At 71.9% G+C, this 13,895-nt stretch carries 12 protein-coding genes; all 12 read left to right on the forward strand.

The window, feature by feature from the left end; translation table 11 throughout:
• The first annotated feature begins 8 nt into the window (after positions 1-8).
• Positions 9-662: an MBL fold metallo-hydrolase gene (locus Prubr_RS01245; protein WP_212820789.1), complete on the forward strand. Its 654-nt coding sequence runs from the start codon at positions 9-11 to the stop codon at positions 660-662.
• A gap of 256 nt (positions 663-918) precedes the next feature.
• The gene (locus Prubr_RS01250) at positions 919-1,494 is read left to right on the forward strand and encodes a TerD family protein (RefSeq protein WP_212820791.1); all 576 of its coding nucleotides are present in this window, start codon (positions 919-921) and stop codon (positions 1,492-1,494) included.
• A 192-nt stretch (positions 1,495-1,686) separates the two neighbouring features.
• Positions 1,687-2,883 carry a DUF475 domain-containing protein gene (locus tag Prubr_RS01255; protein WP_212820793.1) on the forward strand — a complete coding sequence of 399 codons (1,197 nt, stop codon included), beginning with the start codon at positions 1,687-1,689 and terminating at the stop codon, positions 2,881-2,883.
• Between the two features lie 27 nt (positions 2,884-2,910).
• The gene (locus Prubr_RS01260; protein WP_212820795.1) at positions 2,911-3,495 is read left to right on the forward strand and encodes a TerD family protein; all 585 of its coding nucleotides are present in this window, start codon (positions 2,911-2,913) and stop codon (positions 3,493-3,495) included.
• Between the two features lie 107 nt (positions 3,496-3,602).
• Positions 3,603-4,793, forward strand: coding sequence for an HpcH/HpaI aldolase/citrate lyase family protein (locus Prubr_RS01265; protein ID WP_212820797.1), 1,191 nt, complete (start codon positions 3,603-3,605; stop codon positions 4,791-4,793).
• Complete coding sequence (locus tag Prubr_RS01270) at positions 4,790-6,250, forward strand: phosphoribosyltransferase family protein (protein WP_212820799.1); 1,461 nt, start codon at positions 4,790-4,792, stop codon at positions 6,248-6,250. The genes Prubr_RS01265 and Prubr_RS01270 overlap by 4 nt, the downstream gene beginning before the upstream one ends.
• A complete protein-coding gene (locus Prubr_RS01275; RefSeq protein ID WP_212820801.1) occupies positions 6,247-7,386 on the forward strand; it encodes a cysteine protease StiP family protein in 1,140 nt (379 codons plus the stop codon). The genes Prubr_RS01270 and Prubr_RS01275 overlap by 4 nt, the downstream gene beginning before the upstream one ends.
• Complete coding sequence (locus Prubr_RS01280) at positions 7,383-8,216, forward strand: hypothetical protein (RefSeq protein ID WP_212820803.1); 834 nt, start codon at positions 7,383-7,385, stop codon at positions 8,214-8,216. The genes Prubr_RS01275 and Prubr_RS01280 overlap by 4 nt, the downstream gene beginning before the upstream one ends.
• Before the next feature lie 18 nt (positions 8,217-8,234).
• A complete protein-coding gene (locus Prubr_RS01285; RefSeq protein ID WP_212820805.1) occupies positions 8,235-9,728 on the forward strand; it encodes a TerD family protein in 1,494 nt (497 codons plus the stop codon).
• A gap of 41 nt (positions 9,729-9,769) precedes the next feature.
• Complete coding sequence (locus tag Prubr_RS01290) at positions 9,770-11,509, forward strand: TerD family protein (RefSeq protein ID WP_212820807.1); 1,740 nt, start codon at positions 9,770-9,772, stop codon at positions 11,507-11,509.
• Between the two features lie 153 nt (positions 11,510-11,662).
• The gene (locus Prubr_RS01295; protein WP_281425874.1) at positions 11,663-13,189 is read left to right on the forward strand and encodes a TerD family protein; all 1,527 of its coding nucleotides are present in this window, start codon (positions 11,663-11,665) and stop codon (positions 13,187-13,189) included.
• A gap of 10 nt (positions 13,190-13,199) precedes the next feature.
• Positions 13,200-13,877: an AIM24 family protein gene (locus tag Prubr_RS01300; RefSeq protein WP_212820811.1), complete on the forward strand. Its 678-nt coding sequence runs from the start codon at positions 13,200-13,202 to the stop codon at positions 13,875-13,877.
• The last annotated feature ends 18 nt before the right edge of the window (positions 13,878-13,895 follow it).

A 13,895-nucleotide genomic window follows, 5' to 3' on the forward strand; every position in this document is an offset into this window, starting at 1 on the left:
GAACAGCGATGCCTTATACCGGAGATGTCGCACCGGGCGGCCCACCCGACGTACGCGAGCTGGACAACCTGGTCATCACCAAGCTCTCGGTCGGGCCGATGGAGAACAACGCCTACCTGCTGCACTGCCGGGCGACCGGCGACCAGGTACTGATCGACGCCGCCAACGAGGCGCCGCGGCTGCTGGAACTGGTCGGCGACGGCGGGCTGTCCGCGGTGGTCACCACCCACCAGCACATGGACCACTGGGTGGCGCTGGAGGAGGTGGTGGCGACCACCGGCGCCCGCTCCCTGGTGCACGCCGCCGACGCCGAGGGGCTGCCGATCCCGTCCGAGTCGCTGGCCGAGGGCGACACCGTACGGGTCGGCGACTGCGCCCTGGAGGTCATCCACATCGTCGGGCACACGCCGGGGTCGATCGCCCTGCTCTACCGTGACCCGGCGGGGGTGCCGCATCTGTTCACCGGCGACAGCCTCTTCCCGGGCGGGGTCGGAAACACCGACAAGGACCCGCAGCGGTTCGGTTCCCTGATCGACGATGTCGAGCACAAGCTGTTCGGCCGCCTGCCCGACGAGACCTGGTTCTATCCCGGTCACGGCAAGGACAGCACGCTGGGCGTCGAGCGGCCGGCGGTGCCGGAATGGCGGGCCCGCGGCTGGTAGCCCGGGTCGGGCGGTCGGCAGTTCGTCCGTGACGGTCCGTTTCTCAGGAATCTTTGATCTCACGGTGGTAACCTCCCCGTTCCGTGAGGTCAGGTCGCCCATTGCGGGTGCGTCACGTGTTGCGTCGGTCTGCGACGCTCGGTGAGGCAGCCGGGCGACCCGGCCTCACAGTGGTATTACACGGTGGTACGGGCTCCGGCCCGGCCACAAGTTCATTCGCGGGACCGTCCCGCCGTGCATCGAGTTGGAGGAGTTCGTGGGAGTCAGCCTCAGCAAGGGTGGCAACGTCAGCCTCACCAAGCAGGCCCCGGGTCTGACGGCCGTCACGGTCGGTCTGGGCTGGGACGTACGCACCACCACCGGCACCGATTTCGACCTCGACGCCAGCGCCATCATCTGCAACGCCTCGGGCAAGGCAATTTCGGACCAGCACTTCATCTTCTTCAACAACCTGACCTCGCCCGACGGGTCGGTGCAGCACCTCGGTGACAACCTCACCGGTGAGGGTGACGGCGACGACGAGCAGCTCAACGTCAACCTCGCCGGCGTGCCCGGCGACGTCGACAAGATCACGTTCACCGTGTCGATCTACGACGCCGAGGGCCGCAGCCAGTCCTTCGGCCAGGTCGCCAACGCCTTCATCCGGGTCGTCAACCAGGCCGGCGGCGAGGAGCTGGCGCGTTACGACCTCTCCGAGGACGCCTCGACCGAGACCGCCATGGTGTTCGGTGAGCTCTACCGGCGTGACGCCGAATGGAAGTTCCGGGCCGTCGGCCAGGGGTACGCTTCCGGCCTGCGGGGCATCGCGCAGGACTTCGGCGTCAACGTCTGACAACCGGCGGCACACCACGCCGCCTGCACCTTCACACCGCGGGTCGTCCTTCCAACCGGACGGGCGGCCCGCGGCCGTGTGAACGACACCACTTCGACGCCTCCCGCCGGACGATCTTCAACCGGCGCATCGAACGATCTCCACCAGCACATCGACATTCTCTGACGACACTGCCCATATTCGGAGCGCCACGTGTTCTTACGTACCTTCTTCTGGTCCCTGGCGATCACTGTGGCGACCCTGATCGCCGCCGCCTGGTTCGGTGGTCCCACCGCGCTGGTGCTGGTCGCGGTGCTGATCGTGCTGGAGGTCTCCCTCTCGTTCGACAACGCCGTCATCAACGCCAGCGTGCTGCAACGCATGTCGCGGTTCTGGCAGAAGATCTTCCTCACGGTCGGTATCGCGATCGCGGTCTTCGGTATGCGGCTGGTCTTCCCGGTGCTGCTGGTGACGTTCACCGCCGGCCTCGGCCCGATCGAGGCCTTCCAACTGGCCATCGACTCGCCCGACGACTACCAGCACGCACTGGAGGAGGCGCACCCGGCCATCGCGGCGTTCGGCGGCATCTTCCTGCTGATGATCTTCCTCGACTTCATGTTCGAGGAGCGGGAGATCAAGTGGATCAAGCCGATCGAGGCGGTGCTGGCGAAGCTCGGCCGGCTCGACCACCTGTCGGTCGTCGTCGGCCTCGGCGTCCTGCTGGCCGCGGGTGAACTGCTGGCCGGCGACAACGCGGCGACCGTACTCACCTCCGGCCTCTACGGCATCGTGACGTACCTGCTGGTCAAGGGCCTCGGCGAACTGTTCGAGTCGGCCGGCGAGAACCTGGTCGAGAACGTCACCCACGGCTCCGAGGACGACGAGGCGTCGAAGGACGCGAAGAACCCGACGACCGCGCCCGGCGTGCCGGCGACCAACGCGGTGGCCGAGGCCGTCGCGGCCGACGCGAAGACCAAGACCGAGACCAAGGGCGGCCAGCCGGTCACCGTCGCCGTCGGCAAGGCCGCGTTCTTCCTCTTCCTCTACCTCGAGGTCCTCGACGCGTCGTTCAGCTTCGACGGCGTCGTCGGCGCGTTCGCGATCACCTCGAACATCTTCATCATCGTCGCCGGCCTCGGCGTCGGTGCCTTCTTCGTCCGTTCGATCACCGTTTACCTGGTCAACAAGGGGACGTTGGCGGAGTACGTCTATCTGGAACACGGTGCGCACTGGGCGATCGGCGCGCTGGCCACGATCCTGATCCTGACCATCAACATCCACATCAACGAGATCTTCACCGGCCTCATCGGCCTCGCCTTCATCCTCGCCTCGTTCGCCAGCTCGGTGATCCGCAACCGCCGTGCGGGCGCCGGCTCCGACCAGTCCGGTTCCGAACTCGCGAAGGTCTGACCGAACACCAACGCAGGGAGCAGCACCATGGCAGTGCAATTGACCAAGGGCCAGCGGGTCTCGCTCGAAAAGCCCGGTGGCACCCTGACCAGGATCCGGATGGGGCTGGGCTGGGATGCCGCGCCCGCCAAGGGATTCTTCGGCAAGCTGCGCGGCGGCGGCGGGGGCATCGACCTCGACGCGTCCTGCCTGCTGCTCGACGGTTCGGGTCGGCTGGTCGACCAGGTGTGGTGGCGGCAACTGCGCAGCAAGGACAACTCGATCGTCCACACCGGCGACAACACCACCGGTGAGGGCGACGGCGACGACGAGTCGATCATCGTCGAACTGGGTCAGGTGCCCGCCGCGGTCCAGACCCTGGTCTTCACCGTCAACTCGTTCACCGGCGAGGACTTCTCCCGGGTCGCCAACGCCTACTGCCGGGTGGTCGACGAGACCAACGGCAGTGAACTGGCCCGCTTCACCCTCACCGGATCCGGCACCCACACCGCGCTGGTGATGGCCCGGGTCAACCGCCAGGGCGCCGGCTGGGCGCTCACCGCCATCGGCGCCCCCGGCAGCGGCCGGACGTTCCAGGAACTCATGCCGCTGGTGGCCGCCAACCTGGCCTGACCGCCAGGCCGACCCGCACCGGCCCGCCGGCCCCACCCGCCGGCGGGCCCCTCACAACCACGTGGCGCGCCGCGCCCCCGTCCCGGGTATGAGAAGAAAGGACAGCCGTGCGCTACTTCTCCCACCTGGTCGGGGGTGCGGCGGACCCGTTGTTCCACCGCCCCCCGACCGACTTCGCCCGGGACTCCCCGCCCGAGCGGTTGGCCCTGGCCCTCGGTGCCACCCTCTACTCCCCCGCCATCCGGCCCCAGCTCGCCTCCGACATCGCCCGGTGCCACGCCGAGGGCGTGATGAGCATGGTGTGCTGCCTCGAGGACGCCATCCGCGACGACGAGGTCGACGCGGCCGAGGTCAACCTCCCCCGGCAGCTACGGCAGGTCGCGCAGCAGCGCCCCGACGGCCCGCTGCTCTTCGTCCGGGTCCGCCACCCCGACCAGATCTACCGGCTCGCCGAACGGCTCGGCGACGACCTCGGGGTGCTCAGCGGATTCGTCCTGCCCAAGTTCCGCGCCGACGAGTCCGGCCTGGCGGGGCTGCGTGCGGTACGCGACATCGCCGACGCCAGCGGCCGGCCGCTGTACGCCATGCCGGTGCTGGAGACCCCCGAGATCGCGCACGCCGAGACCCGCCAGGGCACCCTGCTCGCGATCCGGCACCTGCTCGACCTCAACCGCGACCTGATCCTCGCCGTACGGGTCGGCGCGACCGACCTCAGCAGCGTCTACGGCCTGCGCCGACCGGCCGAACTGACCGCCTGGGACATCGGCGTCGTCGCCTCCGTGCTGACCGACATCATCAACGTCATGGCCCGCCGCGACGGCACCGGCTATCTCGTGACCGGCCCGGTGTGGGAGTACTTCGCCGGCGGTGAACGGGTCCTCAAGCCGCAACTGCGGGTCACACCGTTCGAGGACCACGACGCCAGTGGCCGGATGCTGCGCCGCCACCTGGTCCGGCAGGCGCTCGACGGCCTGATCCGGGAGCTGCTGCTCGACCGGTCCAACGGACTCAACGGCAAGACCGTCATCCATCCGAGCCACGCGGCGGCCGTGCACGCCCTCAGTGTTGTCAGCCACGAGGAATACAGTGACGCCGTGGCGATCTGTGACGACTCGGCCGGCGGCCTCGGCGGTGGCGTGCTGCGCAGCCTCTACGGCAACAAGATGAACGAGGTCAAGCCGCACCGCCCGTGGGCCGAGCAGACCCTGCTGCGGGCCAGCGTGTTCGGCGTGGCCGCCGAGGGGGTCGGCTTCGTCGACTTCCTCGACGCCACCGTCAGCCCGGAGCTCGCCGCTTGAGCCACACCGATCCGACCTGGTCCGGGGCCTGGGTCACCGAACGTCTCGGCGTACGGCTCGTCGACGCCACCGGTTCCGACGCGTCCGCGGACACGCCACGCCTGGCGGACCTCGCCGGGCTGGCCGTACGACGCAACCCGCGCCGGGCCCACCTGATCGTCTCCGAGGTGCTCGGCAAGCACATTCCGGTCGACCCGCGGGTGGTCTACACGGCCGGCTGGCTGCTCGGCCGGCGCGTCGCCGAACTACTCGGCGCGAAACTGGCCGACACCGACACCCGGCCCGGCTCCTTACCCGGGATCGGGCCGGACCGTGCGCCGGCCCCGGGTACCGGGATCCCGCCGGCCGGCGTCGCGCACCTGCCCGAGCCACCGCTCGTGTTCGGCTACGCCGAGACCGCCACCGCCCTCGGACACGTCGTCGCCGACGTCTTCGCCGGGGCCGACTACCTGCACTCCACCCGCCGGCCGGTGCCCGGGGTGCCGCTGCTCGGCCGCTTCGACGAGACCCACAGCCACGCCACCGAGCACCTGCTGCTCCCGGCCGACCCGGGCTGGCTCGACCGGCCCGGCCCGCTGCTGCTCGTCGACGACGAACTGTCCACCGGGCGGACCGCGGCGGCGACGATCCGCGCCCTGCACGCCGTACGGCCCCGCGCGCACTATGTCGTGGCGGCCCTGCTCGACCTGCGCACCAGCCCCGACCGGCGGGTGCTCGCCGAACTCGGCGCCGAACTCGGCGCCCGGGTCGACGTGGTGTCGCTGGGTACCGGCGAGGTCGCCCTCCCCGACGACGTGCTCGAACGCGGCCGTGCCCTGGTCGCCGCCGTCGACGGCGGCCAGCCCGCCACCGACCCGCACCCGCCGGCCGGGACGGCACCGGCGACCCGGCCGGCACCGTCGGACGTCTCCCGGGTCGACGCCGACTGGCCCGCCGACCTGCCCGAGGGCGGGCGGCACGGATTCGCCGCCCACCACCGGCCGGCGCTGGCCGACGCGGTGTCCCGGCTCGCCGACCGGGTCGCCGCCGGGCTGCCCGACGACGCGCGGATCCTGGTCCTCGGCACCGAGGAGCTCATGTACGCCCCGCTCGCCCTGGCCTGCCGGCTGGCGCAGACCCGGCGGGGGCCCGTCCGGTTCTCCTCCACCACCCGCTCGCCGGTCCTGGCCGTCGACGAACCCGGCTACGCGATCCGCACCACGCTGGTGTTCCCACCCCACGACCACGAGATCGACGGCGTGCGGTTCGTCTACAACGTCGCGCCGCCGCGCGCCGCCGAACCGTTCGACCGGATCGTGCTGGTGGTCGACCGGACCGCCGACACGGAGCGGCTGTGGCAGGACGGCGGCCTGGTGCCGACGCTACGCGCGGTCAGCGGCGGCGTCACCGTCGCTGTCGTACCCGATCTGGTTCCGGCGGTGGCCGCGCCACCGGCGGGGCGGGAGGAGCCCCGATGACCCTGCCCACGCCGCTGTACGGGCCCGACTTCTCCTCGTACGACGCGGCCGAGGTCACCTGGCTGCTGACCGACCTGTCGCACGTCGAACTGGAGGCGCCGGTCGAGCAGCGGGAGGCACGGATCCAGTCCGGCGCCGCCCACTACGCCGAGTCGCTGCCGACCGAATACCAGCCGTCCGGGGAATACCTGGACCTGTTCCACGCGGCGCTGGCCGAGTCCGCCGAACGCGTCGCGCACGCGGTCGGCGTGGTCACCGAACTGGTGCTGGCGCAGCGGGAGGCACCGGTGCTGGTGTCGCTGGCCCGCGCCGGCACCCCGATCGGCATCCTGATGCGTCGCTGGGCGCGGTACGCCCATGGTGTGACGCTGCCGCACTACACCGTGTCGATCGTGCGCGACCGCGGCATCGACCGGGTGGCGATGCGATACCTGGCCCGGCACCACGACCCGGCCCAGGTCATGTTCGTCGACGGGTGGACCGGCAAGGGCGCGATCTGCCGGGAACTGCGGGCCGCGCTCGACGTACTGGCCGAACAGGACGGGCTGGTCTTCGACCCGACCCTGGCCGTGCTCGCCGACCCGGGCAACTGCGTGACCGTCTTCGGCACCCGCGACGACTTCCTGATCCCGTCGGCGTGCCTGAACTCGACGGTGTCCGGACTGGTGTCGCGCACCGTGCTCAACGAACGGCTGATCGGGCCGGAGCAGTTCCACGGCGCGAAGTTCTACCGGCACCTCGCCGACGCCGACGTCTCCAACCTGCTGCTCGACCGGATCACCGACCGGTTCCCGGCCGTCGCCGACCGGGTCGCCGCCGACTGGCCGGCGCTGGCCGCGTCGGACCGCACCCCGGACTGGAGCGGCTGGCACACCGCGGTCCGGCTGACCCGCGAGTACGGGCTCGACAACGTCAACCTGCTCAAGCCCGGGGTCGGCGAGACGACCCGGGTGCTGCTGCGCCGGGTGCCGTGGCGGGTCCTGATCCGCCCCGACGCCGTCGCCGACCTGGGACACGTACTGCTGCTCGCCGAGCAGCGCGGCGTACCGGTGGAGAAGGTCGCCGACCTGCCGTACTCGGCGGTGGGTCTGATCCGGCCACGCGGCGCGGCCGACCCGACGGACGTGACGTCGTGAGCACCGTCATCGCCACCGACCTCGACGGCACCGTGCTGTTCTCCGAACGCGCGATGGCGGCCGGCACGACGCGCCCGGACCCCGCCGACCTGGTCCCGGTCGACATCGACGGCGACCGGACGTACGCCTACATGACCGTCGACACCGCCGCCCGCTGGGCCGACCTGGCCGCGGCCGGGGTGGTGGTGCCGGCCACCACCCGCTCGGTCCCGCAGTACCTGCGGCTGCGGCTGCCCGGCCGGGCGCCGTCGCACGCCATCGTCTGCAACGGGGCCCGGCTGCTCGTCGACGGCGAGTCCGACCCGGTCTGGGAGCGGCAGGTCCGCCGCAACATGGCCGCCGCCGCGGCCACCTTCGACGCGGTCTGGCGGCAGGGCGTCGACTGGCACGGCCGGCGCGGTTTCGCCGCGGTGCGCGCGGTCGAGGACTTCTTCCTCTACCTGACCGTGGAGACCCGCGAGGCATGGCTGCCGGAGTTCGCCGCCGAGGCCGGCGAGTGGGCCGGTGCCTGCGGCTGGCGGGTGTCGCTGCAGGGCCGCAAGCTCTATCTGCTGCCGTCCAGCCTGGACAAGGCCGCCGCCGTCGCCCACGTCGCGCAACGGCTGGCCGCCGGTCGGGTCGTCGCCGGCGGCGACTCGCTGCTCGACGCCGATATGCTGCGGGCCGCCGACGCCGCCATCCGGCCCGCGCACGGCGAACTGCACCTGACCGGATTCACCGCACCACACTGCCGGACCACCGCGTCCTCCGGCGCCGCCGCCGGCGACGAGATCGCGAAATGGTACGGCGAACAGACCATCGACCGGCCGACGTCCACGGCACCCCGCTGACACCACGAGGAGACGAAGATGTCCACCGCCCTGGTCAAGGGGCAGAACACCGCCCTGACCGCGCCCCAGGTACGGGTCGTGGTCGAGGTCGCCTGCCCGACCGACCTGTCCGCGCTGCTGGTCGCGGCGAACGGCAAGGTACGTACCGACGCCGATTTCGTCTTCTACAACCAGCCGACCGGGCCGGGGGTCTCCTGCCGCCAGCCCTCTCCGGGGCAGCCGTGGGAGATCTCGGTCGACACCGGTGCGGTGCCGGCCGACGTGGAGAAGGTCCGGATCGTCGTCAGCGTCGACGGGCAGGGGCAGCGGTTCGGCCAGGTGGCGCCGCCCACCGCCCGGGTCTACGACGGGTCCGGTGCCGAACTGGTCAACTACGCGGTCACCGGGCTCAACACGGAGAGCATCGTCATCGCTCTGGAGCTCTACCGGCGGGCCGGGGCATGGAAGATCCGGGCGGTCGGGCAGGGCTACGCCGGTGGGCTCGCCGACCTGATCCAGGACCACGGCGTCGTCGTCGACGGGGCACCCGCGGCGGCGGCCCCGACGCCGGCCCCGCAGGCCGCGCCGCCGCCCCCGGTCACCCAGGCACCGCCACCGCCGCCCCCGCCGGTCGCCCCGCCGCCGCCGCCCCCGGTCACCCAGGCACCGCCACCGCCGCCCCCGCCGGTCGCCCCGCCGCCCCCGCCGCCGGTCACCCACGCGCCGCCGCCACCGCCCCCACCGGCCGCGCCGCAGTACTCACCGCCGCCGCAGGCGCCCGCGCCGCAGTACACCCCGCCGCCGCCGGCCCCCACGCCGCAGTACACCCCGCCGCAGGCCGCACCCCCGCCCCCGCCGCCGGCACCACCGGCGCCGCAGCCACCGGCGCCCCAGCCGGCCGCGCCGCAGCCACCGGCCGCCGCCCCGATCTCCATGGAGAAGACGCTGGGTCGGCCGGGCGCCCCGGTCAGCCTTTCCAAGGGCGAGCGGGTGTCGCTGCGCAAGGAGAACGGTGTCCAGCTCACCCTGGTCCGGATGGGCCTCGGCTGGGACCCGATCAAGCGGCGCGGCCTGTTCGGCAGCCGGGAGATCGACGTCGACCTCGACGCGTCGGCGATCCTGTTCGCCGACCAGCAGCCGATCGACATCGCCTTCTACAACCAGCTGCGCAGCAAGGACGGGTCGATCGCGCACACCGGCGACAACCGCACCGGCGACGGTGACGGCGACGACGAGTCGATCATCGTGGACCTGGCCCGGGTGCCCGCCCACGTCACGACGGTGCTGTTCGTCGTCACGTCGTACCAGGGGCACACCTTCGAGCAGGTCGAGGCGGCGTTCTGTCGGCTCGTCGACGAGACGACCCGCCAGGAGCTGGCCCGCTATACGCTCTCGGGCGGTGTCGGCACCACCGGCATGGTGATGGCCAAGGTCTACCGGGAGGGTGGCGTCTGGAAGATGATGGCCATCGGCGAGCCGATCCAGGGCCGTCAGCCCCTGGAGCTGATCCCCATGCTGGGCCGCTTCCTGTGACCGTGGCTGCCACCCGCTAGATCGCCACCGAGGAGAGAGTGATGGCGCAGGTCCTCGTCAAGGGACAGAACGCTCCCCTGACCGTGGCCCGGCTCCGCGTGACCGTCGAGACGCCGGGGCCGGCCGACCTGTCGGCGTTGCTGCTCACCGACAGTGGCCGGGTACGCACCGACGCCGACTTCGTGTTCTACAACCAGCCGGACGGGCCGGGAGTGTCGTGCCGGCCCGTCGCCGGGCAACCGGAGTGCGTCGAGGTCGACCTCGGCGCCGTACCGGCCGACGTGGGCAAGGTCCTGGTGGCGGTCAGTGTCGACGCCTCGGCGCCGACGCTCGGCGCCGGCCCGGAGCCGGTCGCCCGGATCAGCGGCGCCGACGGGGTGGCGGTCGCGACGTTCGTCGTCACCGGCCTCGACTCCGAACGGGCCGTCATCGCCTGGGAGTTCTACCGCCGGGCCGGCGCCTGGAAGATCCGGGCCGTCGGACAGGGCTACGCCGGCGGGTTGGCGGAGCTGGCGGCGGCGTGCGGCGTACAGGTCGAGGAGGAGCCGGCGCCGGCGGTGCCCGTACCGGTGACGACCGCCAGCCCGGTCGCGGCCGGCACCGGCGCGCCGCCGGCACAACCACCGGCGCCGCCCGCGCAGCCGCCCCGTCCGCAGGCGACGGCGCCCGCCCAGCCGGCGTCGTCGTGGCCGGCCGACCGGGCCAAGCCGCCGCAACCGGCGCCGACGCCGGTCGGCGGGCCGCCTCCGGAGCGGCTCTACCAGCAGGTGTGGAGCATCTTCGAGGACGCCGCCCGCAGCACCTCGGCGCTGCGGTCGGCGACCGAGTACGCCGAGCAGCGCCGCGACGACGAGGTCGGCCGACTGCTCGACGACCCGCGGGCCCGTAACTCGCCGGAGACCGCGGCGGCGCGGGCGGCGGCCGACCGCCGGCACGACGAACTGGTCGCCCGGGCGACCGCCGACCACCGGCGGGACGTGGCCCAGCTCAGCGCCGAACTGCGCGAACTGGACGGCACCCTGCCACCGACGATGGCCCGCTGGGACAGCCCGGCGTGGCGGGGCTGGCAGCCACCGGACGAGACGGCGGTGGCACTGCGGGTCGGTGAACTGCACCTGCCCGAAGACCCCGACCTGCGGATTCCGCTGATGTTCCGGCTGCCGCTGGCGAGACCGCTGTGGATCGACGCCGCCGGCACCGACCGGGCGGCGGCGACCGCGCTGGCCCGGTCGATCATCGCCCGGCTGCTCGCCGCCCACCCGGCCGGCGGCCTCGGCGTCTGCGTGGCCGACCTGGCCGGCGGCGGGGCAGCCGTACGCGGCCTGCGCGCCGGCCCGCTGGCCGCACCGCCGGCCACCACCCCCGCCGAACTGGCCGAACTGCTCGACAACCTGGTCTCCCGGGTCGACCTGATCCAGATGGCGCTGCGGTCCGGCGACACGGCTCTGCCGCCGGGGCTGCTCGACGGCGGCCGCCGGCTGCTGGTGCTGCACGACTTCCCGTTCGGCTTCGACGAGCGGTCGATCGCGCAGATCCAGTACCTGATCAACGACGGTCCGGGCGCGGGGGTCAACCTGCTCCTGGTCGCCGACCCGGCCGACTCGTCGACGCTCGGACCACTGGTGTCCTCGCTGTGGCGGTCGATGTCACGGCTGGCCGCCGTACCCGACGACCACGTCGGCGACCCCTGGGTGGGGCTGTCGTGGACGTTCACACCCGATCCGGTCGGATCCGGTGCGGCGCTCGACGCCGTACTCGACCGGTTGGCCGATGGACGCTGAACCGCCGCCCGGCCGGGCGGGTTTCGTCCCCGGTCGATACCGACCGATCGGGGCCATGCCGCTGGGCGGCGCGACCGGCACGGCCGGCTCGCCGCGACTTGCCGGACGGCGCTAACTTCATCAGGAACACCACGTCGTAGCTGAGGGGATCACGTGTCTCAGGCATTCACGCGGGGTCAGAAGAGCCCATTGTCGGCACTGACCGCGGGAACCGACCTATACGTCGGTATCCAACTGGTCTCACCGGGCCTGACCTGGGACATTTCGTGTTTCGGTCTGGACGCCGCCGACAAGCTCTCCGACGACTCCTACTTCATCTTCTTCAACCAGCCGAAGTCGCCCGAGGGGGCGATCCAGAAGCTGGGCGAGCAGTCGGGCGACACCGACTCGTTCCGGGTGACCCTCGACCGGGTCCCCGACAAGATCCACAAGCTGTCGTTCTGCGCGGCGATCGAGGGCTCCGGCAGCGCCAGCCAGATCCAGTCCGGCTACCTGCGACTCGTCGCCGGCGGCCAGGAGGTGCTGCGCTACAGCTTCACCGGCGCCGACTTCGGCACCGAGCGGGCCATCATCATCACCGATCTCTACCGCAAGGGCGTCTGGCGGGTCGGCGCGGTCGGTCAGGGCTTCGCCGGCGGACTCGCCGACCTGATCCGCTCGTACGGCGGCGAGGTCGACGACGAGCCCGCCCCGCCGCCGGCGGCGGCGCCCTCGTTCGCGCCACCGCAGCAGCCGGCACCGTCGTTCGCCCCGCCGCCCCAGCAGCCGGCACCGTCGTTCGCGCCACCGCCCCAGCAGCACGCCGCCCCGGCGCACACCGGCTTCACCCCGCCGCCACCTCCGCCGCCCCCGCCCGGCTACCACCAGCAGCCCGGGCAGAGCTTCCCGCCGCCGCAGCAGCCGGGCTACCCGCCCCAACAGCCCGGCCACCCACCGCAGCCGGGCATCCCGCAGCAGCAGCCCGGCTACGCGCAGCAGCCCGGCCAGTTCGGCCCCGGCCTGCCGTCGCAGGCCCAGCCGGTGCAGCCCGGTGTCATGGTCAGCCTCCAGAAATACCGGGAGACGGCGACCACCGGCCGGTGGACCCAGCAGAACAAGAAGCTGGTCAAGGTGACCCTCGGCCCCGAGGCGTACGCCCGGCGCGGCTCGATGGTCGCCTACCAGGGCGACATCGAGTTCGCCTACAAGGGCTCCGGCGGGCTCAAGGCGTTCTTCGAGAACGCGGCGACCGGGCAGGGCCTGAAGCTGATGACCTGCAAGGGCCAGGGCGAGGTGTTCCTCGCCGAGGACGCCGCCGACCTGCACATCGTCGAGTTGCAGGGCCACTCGCTGTGCGTCAACGCCAACAACGTGCTGGCCTTCGACGCCAGCCTCCAGACGCAGGTGCAGCGCATCGAGAGCCCCGGCATCCCCGGCGGCGGGATGTTCCACCTGGTGGTGTCCGGCCAGGGCACGGTCGTGGTGATGACCAAGGGAACGCCGCTGACCCTCCAGTGTCAGGGCCCGACCTTCGCCGACATGAACGCGGTCGTCGCCTGGACGGCGGGGATGCGGGTGTCGGTGTCCACCCAGGTACGGATCTCCCGCGAGATCTACCCGGGCGCCAGCGGCGAGTCCGTCGCACTGCAGTTCATGGGCCTCCAGGGCCACTTTGTCGTAGTTCAGCCGTACGAGGTCTGAGGGGTTCGCCGTGCAGAGTCCGTTGCTCCAGCACTATGGGCAGACGCAGATCCGGGACCGGATGAGCACCCACGGCTACAAGATGGCCAAGGTGATGATGGCGCCCGGGCAGGATCTGATGGCCCGCTCCGGCTCCATGGTGGCGTACGAGGGTCTGATCGACTTCAACCCCAACCCACCGCAGTTGGGCCAGATGGCGCGCTCGTGGGCGACCGGTGAGGGCGTACCGCTGATGGTCGCGACCGGTCAGGGCGAGCTCTACCTGGCCGACTACGGCAAGGACGTGATCGTCCTCCAGTTGGCCGGTGAGGCGCTCAGCGTCAACGGCAAGAACATCCTCGCCTTCGACGCCTCCCTCCAGTGGGGCATCGAGCGGGTGAAGGGCGTCAGCATGCTCTCCGGCATGGGCATGTTCAACGTCGTGCTGCGCGGCCACGGCTGGGTGGCACTGACCAGCAAGGGCACCCCGGTGGTCCTCGACACCCGGGAGGCGCCGACCTTCGTCGACACCGACGCGCTGGTGGCCTTCACCGAGGGGCTCAGCGTCCAGCCGAGGCGCACCGCCCGGCTGGGCGGTCTCTTCGGACGTGGTTCCGGCGAGGCGTTCCAGTTGGGGTTCTCCGGGCAGGGCTTCGTCATGGTCCAGCCGAGCGAGGACGAGCGCCCCAACTTCTCGGCCCGGGGCTGACGGTCAGCGGTAGCGGGA

It is taken from the genome of Polymorphospora rubra, assembly GCF_018324255.1.
Lineage (GTDB): Bacteria > Actinomycetota > Actinomycetes > Mycobacteriales > Micromonosporaceae > Polymorphospora > Polymorphospora rubra.

Bases quoted from the DNA above. Each gene is read 5' to 3' on its own strand.
- Prubr_RS01245 (WP_212820789.1), top strand. From the start codon at position 9: ATGCCTTATACCGGAGATGTCGCACCGGGCGGCCCACCCGACGTACGC.
- Prubr_RS01260 (WP_212820795.1), top strand. From the start codon at position 2,911: ATGGCAGTGCAATTGACCAAGGGCCAGCGGGTCTCGCTCGAAAAGCCC.
- Prubr_RS01275 (WP_212820801.1), top strand. From the start codon at position 6,247: ATGACCCTGCCCACGCCGCTGTACGGGCCCGACTTCTCCTCGTACGAC.
- Prubr_RS01285 (WP_212820805.1), top strand. From the start codon at position 8,235: ATGTCCACCGCCCTGGTCAAGGGGCAGAACACCGCCCTGACCGCGCCC.
- Prubr_RS01290 (WP_212820807.1), top strand. From the start codon at position 9,770: ATGGCGCAGGTCCTCGTCAAGGGACAGAACGCTCCCCTGACCGTGGCC.